The sequence below is a fragment of the Pseudomonas sp. S3_B11 genome (assembly GCF_054667715.1).
This window is the reverse complement of sequence record NZ_CP162749.1, coordinates 3276740-3303331: the sequence shown is the minus strand read 5'-3', so window position 1 is coordinate 3303331 and position 26592 is coordinate 3276740. Positions and strand designations below refer to the sequence as shown.

Annotated in this window: 23 protein-coding genes and 3 pseudogenes; 19 read left to right on the top strand and 7 right to left on the bottom strand. The window is 59.0% G+C overall.

Annotated features, from left to right (window positions below):
- Positions 1-28: 28 nt before the first annotated feature.
- Together AB4O22_RS14905 and AB4O22_RS14900 are read left to right on the top strand one after the other, a co-directional pair.
- On the top strand, positions 29-1351 hold the full coding sequence (locus tag AB4O22_RS14905; protein WP_460096620.1) for a purine-cytosine permease family protein: 1323 nt from the start codon (positions 29-31) through the stop codon (positions 1349-1351).
- 283 nt (positions 1352-1634) lie between these two features.
- Complete coding sequence (locus AB4O22_RS14900) at positions 1635-2462, top strand: hypothetical protein (protein ID WP_223470542.1); 828 nt, start codon at positions 1635-1637, stop codon at positions 2460-2462.
- A gap of 176 nt (positions 2463-2638) precedes the next feature.
- Here the strand turns inward: AB4O22_RS14900 and AB4O22_RS14895 are convergent, their stop codons facing one another.
- Positions 2639-3607, bottom strand: a complete 969-nt coding sequence (locus tag AB4O22_RS14895) for an AraC family transcriptional regulator (protein WP_223470482.1) — start codon at positions 3605-3607, stop codon at positions 2639-2641.
- A 102-nt stretch (positions 3608-3709) separates the two neighbouring features.
- On the opposite strand from AB4O22_RS14895, the gene AB4O22_RS14890 reads away from it, so the two are divergent.
- Complete coding sequence (locus AB4O22_RS14890) at positions 3710-4960, top strand: MFS transporter (protein ID WP_223470481.1); 1251 nt, start codon at positions 3710-3712, stop codon at positions 4958-4960.
- Positions 4961-5230: 270 nt separating this feature from the next.
- Complete coding sequence (locus tag AB4O22_RS14885) at positions 5231-6883, top strand: hypothetical protein (RefSeq protein ID WP_028236588.1); 1653 nt, start codon at positions 5231-5233, stop codon at positions 6881-6883.
- Positions 6884-7134: 251 nt separating this feature from the next.
- Here AB4O22_RS14885 and AB4O22_RS14880 read toward each other — a convergent pair whose 3' ends face one another.
- Complete coding sequence (locus tag AB4O22_RS14880; RefSeq protein WP_223470479.1) at positions 7135-7998, bottom strand: LysR family transcriptional regulator; 864 nt, start codon at positions 7996-7998, stop codon at positions 7135-7137.
- A gap of 111 nt (positions 7999-8109) precedes the next feature.
- On the opposite strand from AB4O22_RS14880, the gene AB4O22_RS14875 reads away from it, so the two are divergent.
- Positions 8110-8718, top strand: coding sequence for a LysE family translocator (locus tag AB4O22_RS14875; protein ID WP_013692933.1), 609 nt, complete (start codon positions 8110-8112; stop codon positions 8716-8718).
- Here AB4O22_RS14875 and AB4O22_RS14870 read toward each other — a convergent pair.
- Positions 8657-9538: an AraC family transcriptional regulator gene (locus AB4O22_RS14870; protein ID WP_460097827.1), complete on the bottom strand. Its 882-nt coding sequence runs from the start codon at positions 9536-9538 to the stop codon at positions 8657-8659. The two genes, AB4O22_RS14875 and AB4O22_RS14870, sit on opposite strands and share 62 nt — an antisense overlap.
- A gap of 76 nt (positions 9539-9614) precedes the next feature.
- Here AB4O22_RS14870 and AB4O22_RS14865 point away from each other — a divergent pair, with 76 nt between their 5' ends.
- The 5 genes and pseudogenes from AB4O22_RS14865 to AB4O22_RS14845 all read left to right on the top strand — a co-directional run.
- On the top strand, positions 9615-11726 hold the full coding sequence (locus tag AB4O22_RS14865) for an FUSC family protein (RefSeq protein WP_460096619.1): 2112 nt from the start codon (positions 9615-9617) through the stop codon (positions 11724-11726).
- Positions 11716-11931 carry a DUF1656 domain-containing protein gene (locus AB4O22_RS14860; protein ID WP_038858428.1) on the top strand — a complete coding sequence of 72 codons (216 nt, stop codon included), beginning with the start codon at positions 11716-11718 and terminating at the stop codon, positions 11929-11931. Before AB4O22_RS14865 ends, AB4O22_RS14860 begins: the two co-directional genes overlap by 11 nt.
- Entirely contained in the window at positions 11928-12806 is an 879-nt protein-coding gene (locus AB4O22_RS14855) for an HlyD family efflux transporter periplasmic adaptor subunit (protein WP_263292762.1), read from the top strand. Before AB4O22_RS14860 ends, AB4O22_RS14855 begins: the two co-directional genes overlap by 4 nt.
- A gap of 136 nt (positions 12807-12942) precedes the next feature.
- Positions 12943-13719, top strand: coding sequence for an EAL domain-containing protein (locus AB4O22_RS14850; protein WP_038858431.1), 777 nt, complete (start codon positions 12943-12945; stop codon positions 13717-13719).
- Positions 13720-13724: 5 nt separating this feature from the next.
- A pseudogene (locus AB4O22_RS14845) lies at positions 13725-13973 on the top strand (AAA family ATPase); the annotation flags it as partial.
- A gap of 563 nt (positions 13974-14536) precedes the next feature.
- Here AB4O22_RS14845 and AB4O22_RS14840 read toward each other — a convergent pair.
- Positions 14537-14713: pseudogene (locus AB4O22_RS14840) on the bottom strand (type II toxin-antitoxin system ParD family antitoxin); the annotation flags it as partial.
- A gap of 134 nt (positions 14714-14847) precedes the next feature.
- Positions 14848-15839 (bottom strand): annotated as a pseudogene (locus AB4O22_RS14835) (GntR family transcriptional regulator).
- A gap of 340 nt (positions 15840-16179) precedes the next feature.
- Here AB4O22_RS14835 and AB4O22_RS14830 point away from each other — a divergent pair.
- The 8 genes from AB4O22_RS14830 to AB4O22_RS14795 all read left to right on the top strand — a co-directional run bounded on the left by AB4O22_RS14830 (position 16180) and on the right by AB4O22_RS14795 (position 23935).
- Positions 16180-17556, top strand: coding sequence for an amidase (locus AB4O22_RS14830; protein ID WP_460097825.1), 1377 nt, complete (start codon positions 16180-16182; stop codon positions 17554-17556).
- 42 nt (positions 17557-17598) lie between these two features.
- Complete coding sequence (locus AB4O22_RS14825; protein WP_038858438.1) at positions 17599-18477, top strand: polysaccharide deacetylase family protein; 879 nt, start codon at positions 17599-17601, stop codon at positions 18475-18477.
- A gap of 28 nt (positions 18478-18505) precedes the next feature.
- Positions 18506-19846, top strand: coding sequence for an MFS transporter (locus tag AB4O22_RS14820; RefSeq protein WP_038858440.1), 1341 nt, complete (start codon positions 18506-18508; stop codon positions 19844-19846).
- Positions 19847-19856: 10 nt separating this feature from the next.
- Positions 19857-20618, top strand: a complete 762-nt coding sequence (locus AB4O22_RS14815; RefSeq protein WP_223470470.1) for an SDR family NAD(P)-dependent oxidoreductase — start codon at positions 19857-19859, stop codon at positions 20616-20618.
- A gap of 78 nt (positions 20619-20696) precedes the next feature.
- On the top strand, positions 20697-21446 hold the full coding sequence (locus AB4O22_RS14810; RefSeq protein ID WP_460096617.1) for an SDR family NAD(P)-dependent oxidoreductase: 750 nt from the start codon (positions 20697-20699) through the stop codon (positions 21444-21446).
- Between the two features lie 13 nt (positions 21447-21459).
- Positions 21460-21759 (top strand): hypothetical protein, encoded by a 300-nt coding sequence (locus AB4O22_RS14805; protein WP_038858445.1) that lies wholly within the window; start codon positions 21460-21462, stop codon positions 21757-21759.
- Positions 21756-22730, top strand: a complete 975-nt coding sequence (locus tag AB4O22_RS14800; protein ID WP_003200472.1) for a CobW family GTP-binding protein — start codon at positions 21756-21758, stop codon at positions 22728-22730. The genes AB4O22_RS14805 and AB4O22_RS14800 overlap by 4 nt, the downstream gene beginning before the upstream one ends.
- Positions 22727-23935, top strand: coding sequence for an ABC transporter substrate-binding protein (locus tag AB4O22_RS14795; RefSeq protein ID WP_003200473.1), 1209 nt, complete (start codon positions 22727-22729; stop codon positions 23933-23935). The genes AB4O22_RS14800 and AB4O22_RS14795 overlap by 4 nt, the downstream gene beginning before the upstream one ends.
- Before the next feature lie 147 nt (positions 23936-24082).
- Here the strand turns inward: AB4O22_RS14795 and AB4O22_RS14790 are convergent, their stop codons facing one another.
- Both AB4O22_RS14790 and AB4O22_RS14785 read right to left on the bottom strand, forming a co-directional pair.
- The gene (locus AB4O22_RS14790; protein WP_460096614.1) at positions 24083-24937 is read right to left on the bottom strand and encodes an MBL fold metallo-hydrolase; all 855 of its coding nucleotides are present in this window, start codon (positions 24935-24937) and stop codon (positions 24083-24085) included.
- Positions 24934-25443: a hypothetical protein gene (locus tag AB4O22_RS14785; protein WP_038858450.1), complete on the bottom strand. Its 510-nt coding sequence runs from the start codon at positions 25441-25443 to the stop codon at positions 24934-24936. Before AB4O22_RS14785 ends, AB4O22_RS14790 begins: the two co-directional genes overlap by 4 nt.
- A 127-nt stretch (positions 25444-25570) precedes the next feature.
- On the opposite strand from AB4O22_RS14785, the gene AB4O22_RS14780 reads away from it, so the two are divergent.
- Positions 25571-26458 (top strand): LysR substrate-binding domain-containing protein, encoded by an 888-nt coding sequence (locus AB4O22_RS14780; RefSeq protein WP_460096613.1) that lies wholly within the window; start codon positions 25571-25573, stop codon positions 26456-26458.
- The last annotated feature ends 134 nt before the right edge of the window (positions 26459-26592 follow it).

The following is a 26592-nucleotide window of genomic DNA, read 5'->3' as shown; positions in this document are numbered from 1 at the left end:
CCTTTGACTGGTTTTGGAGTTCACGCATATGGCCGCTTTATCGCAATCGAGTCAAACCGGGCAAGACCCGGCGCATCATCCTGTTTCCACCGAAGCGCGCATGGGGCGACTGTCCCTGACTATGGCCTGGTGGGCGGTGTGCAGTGCGATGTTTTACATCGTGGTGGGTGCTTCATTGGCGTTGTCGTTCGGTGCGCGCAATGCGCTGATCGGCATGGTCCTGTCGGTGATCAGTTATGGACTGGTCAACAGCGTGCTCAGCCGCTTTGCGATTCGCAGCGGTTTGTCGGTGGCGTTGTTTTCACGGCTGTTGTTCGGCAGCACCGGGGCGTGCCTGGCGACGTTGATTTTCTTCTCGACCGCGATCTATTACGCGGTGTTCGAAGGTTCAGTGATCGCCGTCGCGCTCAATCACCTGTACCCGGAACTGGTCTATCCCCTGGCGGCCTTGGCGGTGGTGCTCTACAGCGTGCCGATGATCCTGGGCAGCGTGCAGCACTGGCTGGACAAGCTCAACGGCGTGTTGCTGCCGGTGTACCTCAGTGGTTTGCTGGTGGCGGTGGGGCTATCGATCAGCCGTTATGGCTACCAGCCGCAATGGCTGGATTTCGGCCCGGTAACGCCCAGCGCCTTCGGCTGGTGGGACTGTTTTGTCGCCTACATGGGCGTCTGGGTATTGATGCTGTTCACCTTCGACTATGCGCGTTTCGGCAAGCCTGAAGACGCCGAGTACCACGGTCGCTGGAACTTCGGCATGCCGTTCTACGCGGTGACGTTTCTGCTCAACGGCGCGGCTGGCATTTATCTGGTCAGCAGCATTCCCCACGAGGGCGCGCTGAACGAAGTCTCGGTGGTGATGGCGATTTTGCAGTTGATGGGCCTGTGGGGATTGCTGTTTGTCTGGGCCACGCAAACGCGGATCAACACCGCCAACTATTACCTGGCGACCTTGAACATGCAGGCGTTCTTCGGCCGTTTTGGCCTGCGCGGCTCGTACCTGATGTGGGCGTTGGCGGTTGGAGTGATCGTCTACGGCTTGATGCTCGCGGACGTGTTTGCCTACTTGCTCAAGGCGTTGGCATATCAGGGCATTTTCGTGGTGGCCTGGGTCGGCGTGGCGTTGGCGCAGATTATTTACGGCCGCAGTGGCGTGGCGGCGCTCGAACGTGTGGTCGCGTTTAACCCGGTGGGCTTGACGGCCTGGTTTGGCGCCACCGCATTGGGTCTTGCGTTGATGTTTTCCGGCGACGGCCTGAGCAGCTTTTCCGCGCCCTCCACCGTGATAGTTGCATTTGTCTTGCAAGCAGGCTTATCCCATCGAAGCCGGTTGCGGTTACGGTTGGCAGAGTAGAGTTTTGCAGTCACTCATCCCGTACCCGCCTGCTCTAACAAAGTAGAGCGGGCAATGGGAGGCTCATTACGAATTCGCTGACAGGTTGAGGCACTTTATTTAGGTGGTTTTCGACGTTTTTATGGAGTGACGTCTATTCTCAATATGCTCTTGACGGCAATGTGGGGGAGCATAGGACGACTAAAAGCGAACGCTTTACCGCGCCATGAGGTTCCGCAAAAAACAACCATGGACTTGATACGGACGCTATCCGCGTTCGCCATTGGAGGCAAACTTGATTACCGTGACCTATGAAAGTGCCGCACTTGCCATTCCGGCCAAACCTGCCAAACCAGCTACACAAAACTCACCAGGGACTCCTGCGGTACCTGAAACGCCCGCTATTCAGGGCTGGACAGGGATTTCCCCTCAGGGACCTAATAAAGACACAAAAATGTCAGAGACGGAGCACACGCGAATCATAAATGAAGCGATTAGCATCGTAAGAAGCAAGTCTTATACTCATGAGGAGTTGAACGGGAATGCTTCAAAAGATAGCCTGCGTACATTAAAAGAAGCATGTGACGATCAAAATAACAATGTGCTGAGAGTTATCAAAGGAATACATCAAAGGCTTGATGCGCACATTCGGGCAAAACTGGTGAAGAATGGTGTTGATTACCATTTTAATGTCATGGGTTCAAGTGTAACCGGCGACTTTGTCAGTAAGGACGATGTTTTTCATTGGAAAATCGTATCTATCAGTGCGAAAGTCGATAGTACAGAAGAACTGTTACTCGTAGACAATAGGGCAGGGCTTTTTAAACCGGAGTGGAGGAGAAACAGTATTTCCTTTGCAGATTACAATGCACAAATAAAAAGCGAAAAAGCTGCAGCGGAAAATGCCGAGAAACAAAAAAAATCTAATTATATTATAAGTACAATAAGTCAGAAGCTTCAATGCGCGCCTGTAAAAAGTAAAGATTTTTCGTCTGATTTGTTAAGTGGCAGCCCAGTGAAATTTCGATTAACAACAAAAGACAGGTCGGAAATGACTTGTATTTATAATTTAGCTGAGAACTCGGTTGAAGGAACGCTGGGAAATGGCCAAAAGAAAAAATGCTACCTATAGAAAGCTAAAATTTTGAGCATGGATGGTAAGCGTTCCGCAGTAGTTGCTTTACTGGAGCCCTTACCACCGTTTTGATGCGGTTTATAAATGGACGACTGCTCTTGGCCGAACGCTGCCTGATGCGCGCGACAGTGCTGAGCCGGGCCCTATGGCTCCTCCACGACTCCCGCTCGGCTTCAGGAAACAGCGGACTGCCTCGACTGACGGCTTAATCCAGGCGTCTTGCCTGTAATGCGCTTGAACGCGCGGCTGAAAGCCGCCTGGGATGTATAGCCCAGGCGCTGCGCCACCTCTTCAATCGGCAGCCTTTCAAGCGTCAACCACTGGCTCGCAAGCCGCATCCGCACCTCAGTGACGTAGCGCAGTGGGGCCATGCCAATAGTCGCCTGGAAACGGTCCGCGAAGACCGAGCGAGAGGTATTGCATTGCTCCGCCAACTGCGCAACGGTCCAGTCGCGCCCCGGTTGTTGATGGAGCGCGAGAAGCGCACTTGCCAGGCGTGGATCGCGTAATGCAGCGACCAGGCCAGAGGCATTACCGCAGGCGCACTCCACCCAGCCGCGAACGACCATGGCGGCCACCACGTCGGCCAAACGCGCGAGGATGCCGGCAAAGCCGACACGTGCGGCGCTGACCTCGCGCTCCATGGTGGCCAGGATAGGCACCAGTCCGGGGTAACGCTGGCCACCGGCATCAATCAGCATCAGGCCCGGCATCAACCTGCCAAGGCCATGGATACTGCCCAGTTCAAACTCCATGCAGCCACTGAACAAAAGGGTGGTCGGCGTGGGGCTGGCACCGGTCCCGGTATCCACCGCGCTGACCGTATCACCGAGGGGGGCACCGTCTAAACGATCGATGTCCTGAACAGGCACGTCCGCATGGGAAAGCAGTTGATGGGCCGTGCCATGGGAGATGAATACGGCGTTGCCGGCAGATAGCGCATACGTTGTCCCGTCTTCCATCCGCAGCACTGCATCGCCGACCGCCAGGAAGTGAAACCAGGCATGCCCAGGTTTGGCAGCGAAGCCCAGGCCGAAGGTCGGACCGGCTTGGATACGTCGGTACTCGACGCCACGCAGGCGCATGCCGCGCAACAGTTCGTTGATGAGATCCGAGGAGAGGGCAAACTGATCGGTAGGCATCGTTCAGGTGTTTCAGTCAAAAAATCGAGGTTTTTGATCATAGATCATCCAGTATCCCACGCCTAGACTGCGGGTCGCCATTCAAATTGGGAGATCCGTGCAATGACTGATTGTGTGTGTAATGCCGTATCCGACAGCCGTCCCGGCGCCGGGCTGGATGTTGAACCTGCAACCCCTGCGTGGATGGCAGTCTTCTCGTTGGCAATGGGCGTGTTCGGATTACTCACCGCCGAGTACCTTCCGGCCAGCCTGCTAACGCCGATGGCTACCGATCTGGGCGTGTCCGAAGCGCTGGCTGGCCAGGCGGTAACGGTGACAGCAGTGGTGGCGCTGTTCGCTGGTCTGTTGGTGCCAGGCCTGACTCGCGGTATCGACCGCCGCTGGGTGCTGCTGGGTTTTTCCACCTTGATGATCGCATCCAATCTTTTGGTCGCCGTTTCCTCCAGTTTCGCGGTGCTATTGGTGATGCGTATCTTGCTGGGCATCGCCCTTGGCGGGTTCTGGAGCATGGCGGCGGCGGTGGCGATGCGCTTGGTACCGGGAGCTTTGTTGCCTCGAGCGCTCTCGATCATTTTCAGCGGCATTGCCGTCGGGACGGTGGTTGCGGTCCCGCTGGGCAGCTACCTGGGCGGGCTATATGGCTGGCGCAGCGCGTTCTTTGCAGCGGCGGCGGTAGGTCTGGTGACCCTGGCTTTCCAGTCGTTCACGCTGCCGCGCCTTGCGCCGCGCACGCCGGCACGCCTGCGCACCGTACTCGAGGTTTTGCGGCGCCCGGGCATCGCCATGGGGATGTTCGGTTGTGTGCTGGTGCACAGCGGCCACTTTGCGATGTTCACCTATGTTCGGCCATTCCTCGAGGGCACCACCGGCATCGGTCCGCAAGGGTTGTCGCTGATGCTGCTGGGTTTCGGTGTGGCGAACTTCGGCGGCACGCTGTTGGCCGGGTGGCTGCTTGAGCGTCATCCACTGGCCACCCTGGTGTTGATGCCCGCGCTGGTGGGCGTTGCGGCACTGGCGTTGGTTCTGTTGCCGGCCTCGGTGCCAGGGCAGGCGGTGCTGCTGGCGATCTGGGGCCTGGCCTTTGGCGGTGTGCCGGTGGCGTGGTCGAACTGGGTCGCCAGCGCGATACCTGATCAGGCGGAAAGCGCCGGAGGCATGGTGGTGGCTTCTGTGCAGTCGGCCATCGCAACGGGCGCCGCTGCTGGCGGTGCGATGTTCAGCCTCGGTGGCAGCGCAGGCGTATTCGTAGCGGCGGCGGTGCTGATGCTGCTGGCCGCGCTGCTGATTGCGTTGCGTGTTCGAGTCCCTTCGGCCCATGGCAGTGCCCAGGCCAGGCCGGCGCTGCACCTTTGATCCGGCTCCCCCGGTAGCCGCTTGCGGATCACCAGCCGCTTACTGTTCTCGGAACGCTTACGCTGGAAGGCTTGTCACGGCCCACTGACGCACCGGCCCCCTGCGAGCTTGCGCGCACGATCCTGCTCCTCGTTTGGGGGAGCTGGTTTTCATTTTTATTACATCCTTTGGAACGCTTCTCTCTGCACGGTCACTCAGGTGTAAGGATGTCGCCGCTCATACCGGAGTCATTTGCATTCTTCTATCTGCCGATCACTACGAGGACATGCCATGGATACGCCTAATGTACGTGCAAGCCGCGAGCTGACTCGTGTACCTGATGAGATACAGCAGGAAGCAACGCAACAGGCCTCTCACTCTCCTGACCTCGGCGCTATCGGGTTAGCGATGAGCACGCGGCTTCAAAACCATTTCGAGGCTCACCTTGAAACAGAAGCCGGCTCCGATCAACCCGCTGCCCCTGCTTCAAGCGCCCGCAACGCGGAGCTGAACGCCATTCGCGATGACCGTGCTCTACGGTTGGAGGCAGGAGGCTATAATGTCCATGACATGGAGAAGGCGGAAAAAAACGCCGCCAGAGCCGACAGATTGTTTGCGTCTATAAAGTCCGGGATGGGGGGGACGCCCTTTGCGGCGCTCACCGAGGCAGGCAATTTCAAGCCGTCCATCCTCCAGGTAGCGGGCCAGCATGCCAATACCGTACGCGAAGCGGCTATAGAGAACGCTATGGCATGCTTGTATGCCGGTATGGCGGATGCTGGTGGTAACAAGCTGATTGCAGGCTTCAAGCCTGGTTATTACCTTAAACCCGAGAGCAATACGCTGCACCCGGCGCTTCAAGCATCAGTGGCGGAAAAGCTGCTGGCGTTGGACAAAGGTCCATTGCGCAATGCTTTTGACGAAGCCAACAAGTGGCTTACCGGGTTTGCCGTACGTAATACTGCAATGTACGCGTCAACGCTTGCCATGACGGCTGCTGGCAAAGAGCACCTGGATGCAGTCCTGCAGCCTGCCCTACGGCCGGTCACGGCTATCATCGTGGGTATGGCAATCGAGCATTACAATGTGAGCCGCGATCGCACTAACCATTTAGCTGACCCGGCAATGCTCTATGGTCGTCGCGATGCTGTACCGCAAGGGCAGGCTCATAAGCCTATTGATCAAGATACCGAATGGCTGGATGACTTCCAGACGTTAAAGGATCTCGATGCCACTGCCCTGGTCAAGATGGTCTCCGCGCGGCTGGGTGAAGGCGCGGCTACGGCTCTGAATGCGGTCATCAGCGGCGATGCCTTGAAAGAGATAGCAGACCCGGTCAGTGTCTTAGGAAATGGTCTCCTGATTGGCGGTTTTTCTGCCATGGGCGCGGGTACAGCCGCCACAGCCAACTTGGCCAAGTCGAAGGAGCTGGGAAAAATGGCGGCTACCGCAGCCTCGGAGGGTGTAAAAAACGTATTGGGTACCCTGGCTTTCGGGCTGTGGGCAGCTGGCGCCTCGCTAGGTGGATCATTGCCGAAAAAAGCCGTCGCTGCTGTCGATGCCCATGTACCAAAAGCTGTAGAAGGGAGCGCAGATGCAGCTGGCAGGGTGGCGGTCAAGGGAGGTGAGCTTGCAGTCAAGACATCGCTCACTGGCGCCAGGTTTGCCAAGGAGACAGCTGTTTCAGCGAGCAACCACGCAAAAAGTGCAGCCCAAGCGGCAGGGGATGGAGTCATTAGCGTTGCTAGCGCCATTGGCACCACCTCCCAATCGGCCTGGGACAAAAGCGTGGGCGCCCTGAGGCAACGCCCCACGGCCACCTCTCAAAGCCAAGTCGTTCATGGTCAGAGCGTGCCCATGCAGCCGCTCGCAGCTACGCAGGTCCAAACGTCGTCCTCAGTACCCGCGCGTCCGCCTGCTCAGGATGATGGCGATATCGTGTAGCAACCTTCCTCGTCGCGCATTGTCGTCTTTCCCTAATGTCCAGGGATCGGACACCAGATACGAGTCTCGTTCCCCGCTCCAGGATTCAGAAAAAAGCCACTCGGATGAGTGGCTTTTTTTTGTGCCTGAGAAATGAGAGGAGCTCGACGCCGCTAGGTAAGCTGCGCTCTAAGAGAGTCACCCCTTGCTGTAGGGTATCGGCATGGTGGCGATCCGGCTTTCCACCTGATTACCTCCCCAGAGCCGGTTGACTACGCCTGAAGTCTTAGCGCGCTGATGATAAAAGCATGAAGGCTATTGACTGCTTTAGACCCGCGAGAGGTTCGGCTACGTAGAATCGACACTTCCATAGGTTCAATGTTTCCTAAGCCGTGTTCGTTGCTTAAGACGTGAAGCGATGGCTGCACGCTGCACTGAGTGATCGCGGCGATAGCGAGTCCTCCCTCGACTGCGGCCACCTGGCCAGCAAGGCTGGAGCTGTTGTATACCACCTTGAATTCACGTCCCTGCTGGGTCAGTGAGTTCACTGCATAGCGTCGAGCCAGGCTCTCCCTTTCGTAGACTGCAATGGGCACCGGGTCTCGCCTCCATAGTTCGAACTGGGGTGAACCCACCCAAACCATGGGTTCCTTGAAGAGGAATGTGCCGCTTTGAGGCGAGTCCCTGGACACCAGCGCAAGATCAAGATCGCCGCTTCGCACACGTGGTATCAGCGTGGTCGACTGTTCACAGGTCAACTCTATTTCCACGCTTGCGTAGCGCGGCGAAAAACGCTTCAGAACGGGCGTGAGATACTTTGCCGCGTAGTCCTCCGCGACGCCAAGGCGGATTCGTCCGGTTAACTCTTCACCGTGAAATGCCGCTTGGGTTTCTGCGTGGAGCGCAAGTATGCGGCGGGCGTAGCCCAGCAGCGTCTGGCCGTCAGCGGTCAGGTGTAGGTGCCTCGGGCCACGACTCAATAGCGGCCGTCCAAGGGCTGCCTCCAGCTTCTTCATCTGCATGCTGACAGCTGATTGCGATCTGTTGACCTCGTGGGCTGCACCCGATAGAGAACCTGCATCCACCACTGCCACGAAACACTTGAGCCAATCGGTCTGCAAATCGCTGGCAGGCATCGCTGTCACCTCTATTCGTTAATCGAATGGCTACGACGTGAATTATGCGCTTTTCATGGCGGCTGTTCACTCGCAGGATGCTGATCAGGATCGACACACTGGGATCGGATCATGCCATTTGAGACTTGGTTGCTCTATCTGTTTACCTGCTGCGGCATAGCGATAGTGCCAGGACCCAATGCGCTATTAGTGCTTACCCATGGAGCCATTCATGGGAGCCGAAAAACGTTGTTCACTATCACGGGTGGCGTTCTCGGCTTTGCCGTCGTGCTTTCACTTTGCGCATTGGGATTGGGGGCGCTGATCCAGGCGTCGGCCACCTGGTTCACAGCGTTGAAGATAATCGGCGGGCTTTATCTGATCTGGTTGGGCTTCGGGCTGTGGCGCTCCCCACCCGTCAGTCTTGATGCGACGGGTACCAAGAACTTCCGAGGCTGGTCGCTGTTCCGCCAGGGGTTGGTATCGGCCATTTCAAATCCCAAGGCGCTGCTGCTATTCACCGCATTTATCCCGCCATTCCTGGACCCCCACAGAAGCATCATCGCGCAGACGGTCGTCATCGCATTGACTTACGCCGTGGTGGAGTTCGTCGTTGAGTATCTAGTGGCCAGCGCTGCGCACCAGGTCAGGCCATGGTTAGCCCGAACCGGGCGGCGATTCAATAAGGTCTGTGGTGGTTTTTTTGTTCTTTTCGGGTTGGTTCTGCCCGTCCATGCTTGAAGCCATGCTTCGTTTTGGAGCCGACGGCGGCAGCGCCCCCGCGTTGTGCAAAATACTGTGCGGGCGTGCTCCCCAGGGCCTTTTTGAACATGGTGATAAAGGCGTTGACCGAGTTATAGCCCAGCTCGGTTGCAACGTTCTGCACCTTCGCACCACTGGCCAACTCTCGCAGTGCAACGACAAGGTGCAACTGTTGCCGCCAGCGTCCAAACGTAAGGCCCGTCTCACGAATCATCAATCGAGACAGTGACCTGTCGCTCATCGCCACGCGTTTGGCCCATTCGGCTGACGTACTGCGGTCGGAAGGGTCGAGCGTCAGTGCATGGGCTATCGCACGAATTTTGGGATGACTGGAGATGGGGAGGTTGAAGCGCTCACGCGGCATTTCGACCAGTTCGTCGAGGATCACTCTGGCAAGCCTGGCGGCATGGCCAACCGGAGGATAATCGGCAGGCTCCTGTGCCAGCCGATCAACCATTTCCCGGATCATCGGGGAGATGGACAGCGTGCAGCAATCCTCGGGCAGCTTCGCCGCTCCGGGGTTCACGAACAGATAATTGAGCCGGGCATTCGCTGTCGCCCGTGCGCTATGGGGCACGCCGCCCGGAATCCAGACACCGCAGTTGGGCGGTACGATCCAGATCTCGTTGTCCGCAGTACAAGTGACCGCCCCGTGCAGCGCGAGGATCAGTTGACCCTTGCGATGCACATGCGTCGGAACTTCCGCTTGGTGATCTGCAAAGTCGAGCTGCCGGGCCACCACCGGCCGATCCGTGAGGTCGGGGTCGAAGACAGAGACGGCTGATCGTGTGAGTGGCATCGGTTGGCAGCTTTTAGGGATATTTTGGAAGAATACTGAATTTATTTGCATTTGCAACGCAGCAATAATGGTTCGCATGAACATCCTATCTGCTGTGAACAAACCACCTGGGCGCGCCGACGTCGGCATAGCGCACGCGGTGGTGTCCCTCCTGCAAACCCCCACCATGAGGGCGGATGTGGACGCGTTGCTGTTTTCGGCGAAGAGCTTTGCCGCGGCGATGTTGGCCTACTATGTTTCGCTGCGTATAGGACTTGCCAATCCCTACTGGGCAATAGTGACCGTCTACATTGTCTCGCAGACCTCTGCGGGTGCGTCGCTCAGTCGCGGTGTCTATCGCTTCGTGGGAACCCTCGTCGGGGCGGCAGCGACGGTGGCAATCATTCCGAATTTCGTGAACGACCCTATCGTATGCAGCGTGGTGCTCGCCTGCTGGATCGGCCTGTGTCTTTATTTCTCGCTGCTTGATCGCACGCCAAGAGCCTATGCTTTCGTTCTTGCGGGTTATACCGCGAGCCTGATCGGATTTCCCAGCGTCCTTGATCCAGGCGCGGTGTTTGATACAGCCTCCGTGCGGGTCCAGGAAATTTCCATCGGGATACTGTGTGCGGTTCTAGTGCATCGCTACATCCTGCCCAAGCGTATGACGGGTCAGTTCATTGGCAAGCTGTTGGCAGCGCTGCGGGACGCCCGTCAGTTGGCAGCTGACGCCTTGAAGGGAACGCCGAGCGAGAATCGTCGCGACCGCACCCAGCTCGCAGTGGACCTTCTTGCCCTTCAGGGGCTTGCAACGCACCTACCCTATGATCCGGCACCTGCGCTGCGGCACGAGTCGGTACAGCTGATCCATGACCGGCTCGCGCGATTGCTAGCGCTCGCTGCGGAGATCGAGGACCGGATCCATTCCCTGGGTATGGACGGCTACAACGCGCCCGATGAACTGGTCGCTTTGCTCGATGACATTGCGACGTGGATCCCGGCTGTCGAGGCGGTCGACCGGGAGGGCGTTGCGAAATGTTTAATCGCCCGCGCGCAGGGGATCAACAACCGTTTCGGCGTAGGCTCCGCAACGCCTGGCATCAGGCTCGCCGCTAATCTCGCCGGTTATCTTGGCGAAATGATTGGCCTGCTCCAGGACTGCGACAACCTGGGGCGCCACATCGTGACTGCCGACCCATCACACCAGACGACAGAGCTTCATTGGCCCAAGCCTGCGAAGGGCTACATCTATCACCGCGATCCCTGGATGGCGGGGCGGGCCGCGTTGGGTGCCATCGTCGGCATCCTGATCAGCTGCACTTTCTGGATCTGGTCGGGCTGGCCTGAGGGCGCGACGGCCGTATCGATTTTCGGCGTATGTTGCACGCTGTTCGGGAATGTCGATGCGCCAGCCCCTAACGTCATCAAATATATGCTCGGCTCGATCTATGGGGTGGTCATCAGCTTTGCCTACAGCTTCGTCATTCTTCCTCAGGTCACGGACTTCGCTCTCCTTGTTGCAGTGCTAGCACCGGCGTTCCTGTTCGCGGGTTCCCTGCAAGCGCGTCCGCCGACAACGTTCATGGCACTCGGTATCACCCTGACCATTCCGATTCTATCGGGGCTGCGCGCCACCTACGCCGGCGACTTCGCTGCATCCCTCAATACTGTTGTTGCGCTCTTCGCGGCGGTCGGATTCGGGGCGGTCAGCATGACCTTGTTCCAGACCGTCCCGGTCGACGCGGCGATCAGCCGGTTGCTTCGATTGAGTCGCAGGGGCGTCAGCCGTCGAGCGCTGGGTAATGTAGCCGATGACCGGCATTGGACGAACCTTATGATCGATCGCACGGCGCTGCTGCTACCAAGGCTACGGGTGTCCAACAAAGGCTATTCAGATGTTCTCGACGATACCTTGCACCATCTGCGCGTCGGGCACGCTGTTGGGTCGCTTCGCAAGATCATCCCGCAGGTTGACGGCAACATTGCCGAAAAGCTGGGTGAGCTGCTTTGCGCGATCGCCGCACGCTTCAGCGCCAGAGACCTTAAGGATCATGTTGATCCGATCGGTTTTGACCAGCGTATCGAGACCTTGCAGGTGATGATCGCTGACAGCTCGATCAACGACCGCTCCCGGATCGCCGAGCTGCTCATGGACCTTGGATTTGCACTAGGCCCCAGTCATACGGCGAGGGCGCCTCATGATCGTTGATCTCGACGTCGGTGGGGTCCTTATCCCCGGTTTACTGGCGCTGGTATTCGTCGCCATTTTTGCCACCATCGCGATAATCCGCGTCCTCCGCGTCGTGGGCATCTACCGCCTGTTCGCTCACTGGCCGCTCGTCGAACTCGCCATTTTCGCGCTCATCTACGGTTTGCTCGTGCAGCACCTGCCCTCAATCGGACACTTATCTTGAAGCCTGTTCTATCCTTGCTCAGCCGCTATGCCCTGACTCTTTGCCTCGTTGCTGGCGCCACGCTCATTGCGCTAGGGGCTTGGAACCATCACGAGCGAACGCCCTGGACTCGCGACGGGCGAGTGAGCGCGGATGTCGTGCAAATCGCACCGGAAGTCTCCGGTACTGTCAGTGCCGTCCCGATCGTTGATAACCAGTATGTCCATCGGGGTGACATTCTTTATGTGATCGACCCGCAGCGGTACCGGCTCGCATTGGCGGCGGCCGAAGCCGACGTCGAAGCCAAGCGTCAGGATAGACTCGTTCGCCAGGCGGCGGCGCGGCGGCGCGGCCAACTCCGCGATATCGTGTCCCAAGAAGATGTTCAGCAAACAGGAGGCGCGGCTGCAGTGGCGGGCGCCACCTATCAAGCAGCGCTGGCGGCTCTGGACCTCGCCAAACTCAATCTCGCCCGTTCTATTATCCGCTCGCCGGTCGATGGCTATGTCACTAATCTGAGGTTGCGGCCTGGCGACTATGCGACGGCCGGTTCGGCAACGGTTGCTGTCCTCGACGCGGCGAGCTTCTGGGTCACTGGTTATTTTGAAGAGACGAAGATCCGGCAGATCCACGTCGGCAAACCGGCGCGGATCATGCTGATGGGCTTTGATCAACCTGTGTCGGGGCATGTCGAAAGCATCGGTCGCGGCATCGAGAACAGTAACGATTCGCCAGGTCATCTCGGCCTGCCGAATGTGGCGGCGACATTTACCTGGGTGCGTCTTGCGCAGCGGATCCCGGTTCGTATCCATATCGATAGGGTGCCAGCAGGCGTTGAATTGGCCGCAGGCATGACCGCGAGTGTTGAGATCATCCCCTCCAATACAGTTCGATAAGCATTCCGTACGGACCAAGCTAAGCGTTGGGGGCCGGTGGCACTTCAGAAACTTCGGCCCGCGCCGACTCAGATGGTGTCGGCTACAGTTCCTTGTAACCGCAGGAATGTATCACGACCGCCACGGAATATTGATCATGACGAAACACCCTCCGTTCCAATCGCTTGGCTGCGCCGAATGCCGCAACCACGAGGCGTTGGGGTTTGATTTCACCATGGCCTTCCAGCCTATTTTCAACGTCCGGACACGCGCTGCGTTTGCTTATGAGGCGTTGGTCAGAGGTATCAATGGTGAATCGGCTGGTTACATCCTGGGGCTCGTGAACGACAGCAACCGCTACCGATTCGACCAGGCCTGCCGGGTGAAAGCCATCGAGGAGGCCGCAAGGCTGGGCCTGCTGGAGATTCCCGATTGCTTGCTGAGCATTAATTTCCTGCCCAACGCCGTATATCGGCCAGAGACATGTATCCGGGCCACCCTGGAAGCGGCGCGCCTGACTCATTTCCCGCCGGAAAGGCTCATGTTCGAAGTGACCGAAGGCGAGAAGGTGGTAGACCCTGAACACCTCAAATCGATTTTTGTGGAGTACGAGCGCCAAGGTTTCATTACCGCCGTCGACGATTTTGGCGCGGGCTATTCGGGCCTTAATCTGCTGGCCATGTTCCAGCCGCAGGTGCTGAAGATTGACATGGCACTGACCCGAGGCATCGATCAAGACTCGGTCAAACAAGCGATTGTCGAAGGCATCATCCTGGTCGCCAGGCGCTTGGATATCCTGGTCATCGCCGAAGGTGTCGAGACTCGTGAAGAAAGCTCGACGCTTCTGGGCATGGGAATCGAGCTGATGCAGGGATATTTGTATGCAAGGCCCGAGGTCGGTCATCTCCCGGCTGGATGCTTTGACTTGGGTTGATGTGCCTCGATTTTCCTGCCAACACCCCAGCAGATCGTCATTGGCTACGCAGCCTGGCTGACACTGCGAAAGTCCCTCACCGTGTTCACTACATCGAAGTTGAAGATGACACCTGCCGTCGCAGGCTGCACCACAGGAATGCGCGTGCCGAGCATGACTTCGCAGCCACTGATGCTGAATTCGATCTGATCACGAGCTACTTTCGTGCACCAGACCAGGCGGAAGGGCTGGATGTGGTCATACACCGGACTTGAGCCGTTGAAAATGTCGGGGCATTAAAGGTGGGTGTGCGGCTCGCGAAATACGGGGCATCGAATCCATAGGCTCGATACGGCAGGAGTCCTTCACGATCCCATCCAGTTATCCAAGAAATCCGTGAGTATGTCTGTGGATAACTGCGCTGAGGCCAGGTAGGCAGAGCGTTTTAACGGGTGCTCAAAAAATGTACAGGCAGATTGGTATCATCCCGCCGTAGGCCATTGAATTTAAACAGGGCGCTGAAAACCGGGATCACCTTGCATGCATGTTCATCGACTCCATTCGAGAAGTGGCGAGCTTGGCAGCTGGAATGTCTGACAACAAAAAGCCCGCGCATGACGGGCTCTCTGTATGGGGTCAAATCCTTTTGTCTGTTCAATCTGTGCTTCGTATTGTAGGTATTTCGTGAAAAGCATGTTGCGGGGGCGAAATAATCGGCATTTAGCTCTTCACTCATACTTCGGTGGCAGACGTGCAGGTGACCGCCGAGTCGGCTGGCAGCGAAGACGCTCAGGCTGAGAAATAGGAGGGCGCCTGACTCTCTCTGTTCATGGCCAGTTATCGAGATCGCCTGACGCAGGGCCTCAATTTTAGCGGTGTCTTCGGCGATGCGCTGTTCTAGTAGACGTAAACCTTCTCGCATCACTTCGCTGGCGTTCTGATAACGGCCGGACTGCACCAGGTCCTGAATGACCTGTTCCTGGTGAGAGGTGAGCACAACGTTTCGCGTCGCCATAATTAGCTCCAACACTTGGCGGACGGGTTCTTTCGATCGTTGGCATATTGTGCCATTTACCCGCGAGTGCATAGTTTGGGATCTGTACTGACGGACTATGTGGTACAGGTTCATCCGCCACGCCGAACCTGCTTTCAGCTCAGTCTGGTCAGATACGCCGGCACTTGTTGCTCAGGGAGCACTGACAGAACCTTCAACCGCTGCAACATGCGTTGGCGGGCGCGGTGGAGGTGTTCCTTGAGGTTCAGCGCAGCGGCGTCGAATGCGTCATGCAATAGCAGCTCTAGAATCAGGCGGTGCTCGGCCAGCATGGCTTCGTCGGGACCGAGGCCCAACTGACTGTAAAAATCCGACTGATGATCCTCGGGCTCTGGGCCTGTCGGATCAGTGTTGCGATCTTGCGATTGTTTATTCCGGCGAGGCAGTGGTAATGCAGGTCTTCTTCAAGTTGCTCGATGCATGCCAGGCTGCAATGTGGGTTGCTCTGTGCCTCTTTAACCCGAGCCAGCATCGCTTCAAGGGACTCCCGGCTAAGTCCTGGTGCGCTCTGGCGTAACGCCTCAGGTTCAAGGCAGGCGCGCAACTCGTAGTCTTCGGTGACCTCCCTGGCGGTGAGCGGGCCGGCCAGCCACTGGGAGTAGGGTTCCTTTTCCACCAGGCCGCGGTCACGCAGACGCATCAATGCCTCGCGTACCACCGCCCGACTGACGCCGTAATGCTCGGCGGCCTTTTGCTCGTCGAGCCGATAGTGCCCGAAAGCAATACAGGTCGATAAAGCCGAGCCAATCTCGTCGAACATCCGCTCGCCCAGCGGCCGGGTATCGACCAGTTCTTCGCTGCTATCAAGGCCGAGTTGCTTGTGGGTAACGGCCAGCCGCAGTGGCTCCACTTCAACCCCCTTCGGGTTGACCAGATAACCGCGGCCGTCGAATCGACTGATCAAGCCTTCCTTGTGCAGCAGGTCCAATGCTTTGCGCACCGGTACGCGGCTGGTTCCGAACAGTTCGGCCAGAGGTGCTTCGAGCAGGACGAGTCCTTGAGCCACCTCTCCATTCACGATGGCGTCACGCAGGACCTGGCGGATCATGGCGTAGCGCGATGCAGTGCGGTAATCCTCGGCGGTCATCGATCTCATACGCTTCTCGAAAGGCGGGGGCAGATTCTCGCACAAGTCTGTTGTCACCGTGGACCACGTCATTTGTGCGCGTTCGTTGGGCCGTTGTTACTGATCTGCACCAAAACGGATATTTTCTAATTAATACATTATTGGCGCTACTGGCTGATCATGCATGAAAGGCTTCGCAAAATTGAAATATCCACCCGCATTGTAAGGTGTCTAGCCCGTGTGCTAGCCGCAGGCTGCTTGCTCAGGTGAGCGCCCTGACATTCCTTCATCGCTCATTCTGGCACGCTATCTGCTCTGTAAAACGTACATTTTAATAATGAATACGTTTTTGGTGGATCAGATGTCCTACACCATTCCTCAATTACCGTTTGAAGCCGATGCATTGGCGATGGCGGACGCATTCGCCTCGGGCAGCAGCGACCCGGTCAAGGCGTTGGAAGAAACGCTGGCCAGGGTGGCGGCAGTCGATGACGTGTTCATCTCTCTCTGTTCGGCGCGTGCCTTTCGCGAAGCCCACTCATCGGCCGCACGCTGGAAGGCCGGACAGCCGGCAAGCGCACTGGACGGCGTCCCCGTTGCTTGGAAAGACATGTTCGACGTCGCAGGCAGTCCAACGACCGCAGGCGCAGCCGTGCGCCGCGACATTACGCCAGCGCTGCTTGACGCTAATGTCGTAGGTCTACTGGCAAAAGCCGGAATGGTCAGTGTCGGGAAAACAAACCTTAGCGAGTTCGCTTACTCAGGCCTTGGACTCAATCCTCATTTTGGAACGCCGCACAATCCAGTCGGGCTGGACCAGCCACGCATTCCGGGCGGCTCGTCCTCAGGCTCAGCGGTCGCGGTCGTGGCGGGAATCGTACCGATTGCCATGGGCACGGATACCGCTGGGTCAATCCGAATTCCAGCGGCCTTCAATGGGCTGGTGGGGTTTCGCAGCAGTTGCAGGCGCTACAGCCGCGAAGGCGTCTTCCCGCTCGCGCATACCCTCGACAGTGTCGGGCCTCTGACACGTAGCGTGCGTGATGCCTTGGCTATCGATGACATCCTGTGCGGGCGCACCAAGTCGACATCACTCATCCCTCACAGTTTGGCAGGGCGGCGTTTTTGGGTCGACCAGGCGGTCCTTGATGATGCACGTGTAGAACCTGCGGTACGTGACAACCTGGCGCATTGCTTGAGCGTATTGAAAGATCACGGTGCGCTGATTGACCTGCGGCCTTCGCCAGCCTTTCAAGCGACGCTTCAGCTTATCGAGCAGCAAGGCTGGCTCGGCGCCCCTGAGGCTTTCGCCCTGCATCAGCCTCTGCTCGACAGCGATGCCGCCACCCGACTCGACCCCCGCGTGCGACGCCGTCTGGAAGCCGCACGTGCATTTCCCGCCAGCCAGTTGATCAACCTCCACAGCGCGCGCAACCGGCTGCAGCAACAAATGACCGATGAGCTGGATGGGGCGTTTTTGATTACGCCAAGCGTAGCCCATGTAGCTCCACCTCTGTCGCCACTGGAAGCCGATGACGAGCTTTTCGTGCACACCAATCTCGCTACGTTGCGCCTGACCATGCCCGGCAGTTTGCTGGATCTGCCGGGTGTGTCACTGCCGAGCGGCCGCGATGCGCTCGGTTTGCCCACCGGCATGTTGATTAGTGCGCCTGCGGGCGAAGACTTTCGATTGTTGTGCGCGGCGCTGGCAGTGGAAGCCGCGTTGCGCCAGCCCTGAAACATCCCACGACTGATTTGATAAAACTGCAGGAGAACAACGATGGCTAAAGAAATTCTGTGCGCCTTCGGCGTCGACGTAGACGCCGTGGCAGGCTGGCTGGGCTCATATGGTGGTGAGGATTCGCCCGACGATATTTCCCGCGGTCTGTTCGCCGGCGAAATTGGCGCCCCGCGCTTGCTCAAGTTGTTCGAGCGTTACGGCCTGCGCACCACCTGGTTTATCCCCGGGCACTCGATGGAAACCTTCCCCGAACAGATGAAGGCCGTGGCCGACGCCGGCCACGAAATCGGCGTGCACGGCTACAGCCATGAAAACCCGATTGCCATGACCGCCGAGCAAGAAGAAATCGTGCTCGATAAATCCATCGAGCTGATCACCCAGGTCACCGGCAAACGCCCCACTGGCTACGTCGCGCCGTGGTGGGAGTTCAGCAAAGTCACCAACGAGCTGCTGCTGAAAAAAGGCATCAAATACGACCATAGCCTGATGCATAACGACTTCCATCCCTACTACGTGCGCAAGGGCGACAGCTGGACCAAGATCGACTACAGCCAGCACCCCGACACCTGGATGAAACCCCTGGTGCGTGGCGAAGACACCGATCTGGTGGAGATTCCGGCCAACTGGTACCTCGACGATTTGCCGCCAATGATGTTCATCAAAAAGGCCCCCAACAGTCACGGTTTCGTCAACCCGCGCCACCTCGAGGAAATGTGGCGCGACCAATTCGACTGGGTCTACCGCGAACACGACTACGCGGTGTTCACCATGACCATCCACCCCGATGTATCCGGTCGCCCGCAAGTGCTGCTGATGCTTGAGCGTCTGATCGAACATATCCAGAGCCATGCCGGCGTGCGCTTCGTCACTTTCGACGAAATCGCCGACGACTTTATCCGCCGCCAACCGCGTACCTGACACTCACCCATTCTCCGAGGCGCGATTCATGTCTATCTACAACAAGCTTGACCTGACTGGTTGGAAACCCCGGCAGTTGACGTCCCAGGAAGTACGCTTCGCCACCTGGATCGCCTTCTTCGCCTGGGTTTTTGCGGTGTATGACTTCATCCTGTTCGGCACCTTGCTGCCCGAGATCGGCCGGCACTTTGGTTGGGGCGAAGTGGAGCAAGCTGAAATCGCGACCTGGGTGGCAGTCGGTACCGCGATTGTCGCGTTGGCCATCGGGCCGATCGTCGACAAACTGGGGCGACGCAAAGGGATTATCTTCACGGTGGCCGGTTCCGCACTGTGCTCGGCGCTGACCGCGATTGGCGGGGCGTGGGGCAAGTCGCCGCTGATTCTGATCCGTTCGTTGGGCGGCCTGGGCTATGCCGAAGAAACCGTCAATGCCACCTATTTGACCGAGTTGTATGGCGCCTCGGAAGACCCGCGGCTGACCAAGCGTCGCGGCTTTATCTACAGCCTGGTGCAGGGTGGCTGGCCGGTCGGTGCCTTGATCGCGGCGGGCTTGACCGCGTTGTTGCTGCCGATTATCGGTTGGCAGGGCTGCTTCATCTTCGCCGCGATTCCGGCAGTGGTGATTGCGATCATGGCGCGCAAGCTCAAGGAGAGCCCGCAGTTTCAGATCCACCAGCGCATCACTGAGCTGCGTAAAAACGGCGCGGTGACCGAAGCGCAGAACGTCGCCGTGACCTACGGCGTCGACTACGACGAACACAGCAATGCAGGCCTCAAAGCCGCGTTCCGTGGCCCGGCCCGTCGCGCCACCTTGGTGATCGGCGCCGCGCTGTTGCTCAACTGGGCGGCGATCCAGGTGTTCAGCGTGTTGGGCACCTCGGTGATCGTCAGCGTGCACCACATCTCGTTCGAGAACTCGTTGATCATCCTCGTGCTGTCGAACCTGGTGGGTTACTGCGGCTACCTCAGCCACGGCTGGATGGGCGACAAGATTGGCCGCCGCAATGTGATCGGCCTGGGCTGGATGCTCGGTGGCCTGTCGTTTGCCGGGATGCTGTTCGGCCCGAGCAACATGCCGATGGTGGTCGGGCTGTACAGCCTGGGCCTGTTCTTTCTGATCGGGCCGTACTCGGCGGCGCTGTTCTTTATCAGTGAAAGTTTCCCTACCAGCATCCGTGCCACTGGTGGCGCGATCATTCATGCCATGGGTCCGATTGGCGCGGTGGTCGCAGGGTTTGGCGCCACCCAGGTGTTGTCTGCCGGCAGTGATTGGCAGACCGCCGCACTGTGGTTCGGCGCGGTGCCGTGCTTCTTGTCCGGTGCCCTGATGTTTGCCGCACGCCATGTGCGTCCGGAAACCATTCAGTAAGGAGTTTTTGATGAGCCGTAAAGTTGCCTTGATTACCGGTGCCGCCAGCGGCATCGGTCAAGCCCTCGCCGTGGCCTATGCGCGCACTGGTGTGGCGGTCGTCGGCGGGTATTACCCGGCCGATCCCCATGACCCGCAGACCACGGTGGCGTTGGTGGAAGAAGCCGGTGGCGAGTGCCTGATGCTGCCGCTGGACGTGGGCGATACCGCTTCTGTGGACGCCTTGGCCGCACAGGCCGTGGAGCATTTCGGCCGGCTGGATTACGCCGTCGCCAACGCCGGTTTGCTGCGCCGTGCGCCGTTGCTGGAAATGACCGATGCGCTGTGGGACGAGATGCTCAACGTCGACCTGACGGGGGTGATGCGCACCTTTCGCGCGGCGACTCGGCATATGGGCGAGGGCGGCGCGCTGGTGGCGATTTCGTCGATTGCCGGTGGCGTGTATGGCTGGCAAGAGCACAGCCATTACGCAGCGGCCAAGGCAGGTGTGCCGGGGTTGTGTCGTTCGCTGGCGGTGGAGCTGGCGGCCAAGGGCATTCGTTGCAATGCGGTCATCCCGGGGTTGATCGAGACGCCGCAGTCACTGGATGCGAAGAACTCCCTCGGGCCGGAAGGCTTGGCGAAAGCGGCGAGGGCGATTCCGTTGGGACGGGTAGGGCGCGCGGATGAAGTGGCTTCATTGGTGCAGTTCTTGACCAGTGATGCATCGAGTTACCTGACCGGGCAGAGCATCGTGATTGATGGCGGCCTGACCGTACGCTGGCCTGACTGACTGTACTGGATCAAAAGTGTGGGAGCGGACTTGCTCGCTCCCACATTGGAACTGTGTTTTTTTCGGGAGATTGTTTACATGCCCCAACTGACTAATCGCCGCGCCGTGATCACCGGCGCCGGTAGCGGTATCGGTGCCGCCATCGCCCGTGCCTATGCGGTAGAAGGCGCGCGCCTGTTGCTGGCCGACCGCAACGCCGTCAGCCTCGCCGAAACCGCTATCAGCTGCCGCAACCTCGGCGCCGAAGTGGTGGAGTGCCTCGCCGATGTGGGCACCGTCGAAGGCGCCCGGGCCAGTGTCGATCGCTGCGTCGAACATTTCGGCGGCATCGACATCCTGGTCAATAACGCTGGCATGCTCACCCAGGCACGCTGCGTCGACCTTCCCATCGAAATGTGGAACGACATGCTGCGCGTCGACCTCACCAGCGTATTCGTGGCCAGCCAGCGTGCCTTGCCGCATATGCTCGCCCAGCGTTGGGGGCGGATCATCAACGTGGCCTCGCAACTGGGCATCAAGGGCGGCGCCGAACTCACCCATTATGCCGCGGCCAAGGCCGGGGTGATCGGCTTCACCAAGTCCCTGGCGCTGGAAGTCGCCAAGGACAACGTGCTGGTCAATGCCATCGCTCCCGGGCCGATTGAAACGCCATTGGTCGTCGGGATCAGCGACGACTGGAAGCGCGCCAAGGCCGCCGAGTTGCCCCTCGGCCGTTTCGGCCTGGCGGATGAAGTGGCGCCCACCGCCGTGCTGCTGGCCAGCGAGCCGGGTGGCAACCTGTTTGTTGGCCAGACCCTAGGCCCGAATTCCGGCGATGTCATGCCATGAGTGAGGTGTAGCCATGTGCGGACTCTGCGGTTTGCTCGGCGAAGACCTGCACTGGAGCGACCCCCTGGGCGATGAGCTGCCCAGGCGCCGCGAACGCCTGCGCCGTATCGCGGCAATCAATCAGGTACTGTCGGTGTTCCGGCTCAAGGTCGAAGACTTTCAGGGTGTCTCTTATCTGCTGCTCGGCGCGACCGGCAAGCAAGAACTGGCGAGTGGCCTGGATCAACTCTGGCGAGCGGCCGAAACCATGCTCGGTCGCCCGTTGGACCCCCTGGACCCGCGCCTGTTGGATCACTTGGAGTCAGCCGTATGAGCATCGCTCTCAACGTCATCACCGGTTTCCTCGGCAGCGGCAAGACCACCTTGCTCAAGCGCCTGCTGCAAGGCGAGAGCCTCGGCGATACCGCTTTGCTGATCAATGAATTCGGTGACGTCGGCATCGACCATCTGCTGGTGGAAGAAGTCGCCCCGGATACTGTGCTGCTGCCCAGTGGCTGCATCTGTTGCTCGATTCGTGGCGAACTCAAAGACGCCTTGCTCGGCCTGTTGCAACGCCGTGAGCGTGGCGAAATCCCGGCGTTCAAACGGGTGATCCTGGAGACCACCGGCCTGGCCGACCCGGCGCCAATCCTCGCCACGTTGAACAACGATGTGCAATTGCGCGGACGCTTCCACATCGGCTTGGTGGTCACCTTGGTCGACGCCAGCCATGCCGCGCTGCAAGAGCGCCTGCATCCGGAGTGGCTGGCCCAGGTCGCCGCCGCGGACCGCTTGCTGTTGAGCAAGACCGATTTGGTGGAGGACTGCGCCCCACTGCGAGCGCACCTGCAAGCGCTCAATGCCGGTACGCCGATCCTCAATACCTGCGACGTGCGCTGCGGCGATCAACTGTTGCTCGGTGAAGGTCTGCGCAGCGCCGAGCCGACAGTGGAAGTCGGTCGCTGGCAACTGCATCGCAGTACCAGTGCCACCCACGGCGCTGCGCAAGTGTGCAGCCTGACCTTCGACCAGCCGCTGGATTGGGTCGGCTTCGGGGTTTGGTTGTCGATGCTGTTAAGATGCCACGGCGAACGAATCCTTCGTGTCAAAGGACTGCTCAACGTGAACACCAGCAACGCCCCCATCGTCATTCATGGTGTGCAGCATTGTTTGCATGCCCCGGTGCATTTGCCCGCCTGGCCGGGCACTGACCGACAATCGCGGCTGGTGTTTATCCTGCGTGGCCTAGATCCCGCGCTGCTGCGGCGCTCCTTTGACGTGTTCTCCCAGCGGTTCGCCGCATGATCACACTCCGCGTCCTTGGCACCTCAGTGACCTTGCTCGAATGCCTGCGTGTTCGTGCGGAACAGGAGTTGGGTATTCGTCTGGTTTACCAGGTGCACGACGTCGAACAGGCCCAGCGCATCGCGGTGATGCAGCCCGACAGCTACGACCTGTACGACCAGTGGTTCCACAACGTCGACTTCGTGTGGCCAGCCCGGGCGATCCAGCCCATCGATACGCGGCGCATTGCGTTGTGGCATGAGATCAACGACCTGCCCAAGCGCGGCCGCCTGTCCGCCAACGATCGGTTGGGCAGCGGCAGCGTGCCTAGCGAGCGCTTATTCGTGCAGCACGATGGCAGCCTCGGCAGCACCGTCACTGAGCGAATCAGCATGCTGCCCTTGACCCATAACGCCGACAGTTTCGCCTACCGGCCCGAGCGCTTGCCCGAGGGTTTTCGCCACGACAATGAAAGTTGGGGGTGGTTGCTCGACCCCGCGTGGCGTGCGCGCACTGCGCTGCAAAGCGATGCGGCCATCGGTGCCCTGGATGCTGCGCTGGCGGCGCAGGGCGCGGGGCTGGCGCGCTTCAAGGACATCGGCAATATGAGCATCGAAGAGATCGATGTGCTGGCCGATATTCTGGTGCGCAAACAGAGGGAAGGTCACTTTGCGGCGTTCTGGTCCGATGACGAGGAGGCCGCGCAATTGATGCTCAGCCCGAGCATCGATATCCAGAGCCTGTGGTCGCCGACGTTGATGCGCCTGCATCGCGCCGGGGTGAAATACCGTCTGGCGGTACCTCGCGAGGGCTACCGCGCCTGGTTCGGCGGTTTGTCATTGTCGCGCCACGCCCAGGGCCCGGTGCTGGATGCGGCCTACGCATACCTCAATTGGTGGTTGTCCGGCTGGCCCGGCGCGGTGATGGCGCGTCAGGGTTACTACATCGGCAACCCGGCGCGCAGCCGCGACCATCTGAGCAGTGCCGAGTGGGATTACTGGTACGCCGGTCAACCTGCGCGAGAGGAGTTGCTGGGCAGTGATGGTTTGCCGCTGATTGACATCGGTGATGTGCGCGATGGCGGTTCCTATGAGCAGCGCATGGGGCACATCGCTGTGTGGAACTCGGTGATGGATGAGCACAACTATCTGGTGCGTCGCTGGGGCGATATTTTACGGGCGGGGGCGAAAGGCTCCCGCAGGCCGGGGAATGGCGGACCGTGCTGACATCTATGGTGATACCCACAGGTCCTGCTGACGCCGTTCTCATGACCAGCGTCAGCAGCGAAAATAAATGTGCCCCTTTAGCGCCCCAAGCAGGTTTTCAGGCGCGAAGAAAAACTGTCGTAAGACGACTTGCTGCCCGTACCTGGCTTACGTCTCGTAAGCAATGGTGTAGCTGTTACCGGAACGCTTGATATGAGCAAAGCCGAGCGCGGCCAAGTGCATGCCAGCGACCATCAAGTTGTCTGAACTGGCAACATCCAGCAGCCTCGTTCGCGTGGCCGCCGATAGCAATGGGTCCTGGTCGAAGGCAATCGTGACATCGGGGCGCGCGATCTGAATCTGAGGAAAATGAACGATATCGCCCCACACCAGCAGGCTGCTCGCCGCAGACTCGAAGCGGTAGCCGCAATGCCCGACGGTATGCCCAGGCAACGGCATCGCGCTGATTCCAGGCAGTACGTCATTGGCGGTGAACGGGCGCAGATTTTGCCGGTACCGCTCGAACACCCTTCGTGCAAACAGAAAGTTTCCACGCGCGCGTTCACTGGCTTGACCAAGGTGGCCATCGTCCTCCCAGAACGCTAGCTCTCGCTGGTGCACAACCAATTCAGCATTGGTGAAGGCCATTTCTCCCGCTGCATTCAACAAGCCACCGGTGTGGTCGGGGTGCGCGTGCGTCAGCAGAATCGTATTTATTTCGCCGGGTTGCACGCCAGCCAATGCAAGATTGGCCAGCAACTCGCCGCCCCATTGATTGAAACCGCCGGCGCCGGCGTCGATCAGAATCGTGCGGCCACGCCCACGTACCAGATAACAATTGATATGGATCGACGCTGGCTCGCTGATCCCGGCGGCTAACTGAAGTCGGGCCGCCTCCGTTGGCGCGATATTGGCGAGAAAATCCAGGCTCGCACCCAAGTAGCCATCGCTGATGGCTGTGATTGAAAACTCGCCGATTTGCTGGCTGGGGAGTCTCCGGTGATTTATGTCCACGTTACTCATGACTGTAACTGCACGGTCATTGCGCAATAGACATCCAGCCCTTGCAGATCGCTGTCCTTTGCCTGAGTGCAATCCAGTTTGGCCAGCCAGCGGTGTGCAGGTCTCTTGTCCAAAGCAACTGCGTGTAGCGCTAAAGGTGTAAGGCCTAATTCAATCAGTATTTGAGGGCCTTGTTCACTGAGCAACAGGAATTCGTCCGCGCCCACGGCAACGGCTCGGTCCAGCCCGGCATAGAGGTTGCGCCTCCAATCAGTGATGTGCGACTGCCAACGGGAAAAATTGCCACCCCCTTTTTGGCGGTACTCGTCGCTCTGCAACACGGCTGGCGTGTCGACTGAATGCAGGGCCAGGTAGGCCGGGCAATTGCCGCTCAAGGCTTTGAAACGCTGTGAGGAGCTAAATCCGCTCACCGAGATCAGCGCTGGCAGTTTTTCCAGGCTGTAAAACGCGTTCCACTCGGCTTCGCTGGCGGGTTCAGCGTAGTTGCATTCGACTGTGTAAATCATAAATTTCACTTCATGGGTTGATGTTTCATCATGCTAGTGGCACGGTAATCGCTTATAAAACGACTTTATTGCACCATTCAGTGACTAAACATCAAGGTGGATGCCTAGACTTGCCTCAGGAAAACCCATGCGTCGAAAACTCCCTAGTAACGCCGCCTTGATAGCCTTTGAAACAGCAGCCCGTCATGGCAGTTTCGCCCGTGCCGCAAACGAATTGGCCTTGACCGAAGGCGCCATCAGTCGGCAGATGGGGCGCCTGGAAGCCTTTCTGGGCGTTACGCTATTCGAGCGCGTTGGCAACCGCGTGCGGCTTTTGCCTAACGGTGAGCGCTACGCTGCCCAAGTGCGCGAACTACTCGACCGGCTCGACAGGGAAAGCCAGTATTTGATGGGCCAGCCCAACGACGGCGCAAGCCTGGATATCGCCGTCAGCCCAACCTTTGCCCTGCGTTGGCTAATTCCTCGATTGTCCGGCTTTGGCGAGCAACACCCGAATATCTGCGTGCACCTCTCGGAACGTATGGAACCGTTCGTGCTTGCCGGCAGCGGCTTCGATGCCGCTATCCATTTTGAGCACCCAGCTTGGACAGGCATGCATACGCATCGGCTGTTGAGCGAAGTGTTGATTCCTGTCTGTCATCCTGACCTCCTGGACCCGGGCAAGCAGGCAACGGCTCTGGATTCACTGCCGCGATTGCACCGCCGGCAGAACCCGGATGCCTGGCAGCGCTATGCCCAGGAAACCGGGATTTTCCTGAGCAACGCAGCGATGGGCGCGCGCTACGATTTGCATGCGATGTTGATCGAAGCCGCACTGGCTGGTCTCGGCGTGGCACTTGTACCGCGCTTGTACGTGGAAGCAGAGCTGGCGCAAGGCCGGCTGGTTGCGCCATGGCCGCAGGAGACGAATGTCGCCAAGACTTTTTGCCTCGTGTTACCCGAGCCCCTTGAGCTGAGCTGTGTGCCCATCCAGGCATTTGCGCATTGGCTTTTGAAGGAAGCGCAGGTGAAGTAGGGGCGTGCAGTGGTGTCAGTACCGGGTCGATTCCGTAGGCCACGCTAGTATTGATCACCCCCGGGTGACAGTGTCGGTGCGCGACCAGGGGCGCTCAGTTGGCTGAAATCCTCCATGGCCGCGCGAAGCGGGCA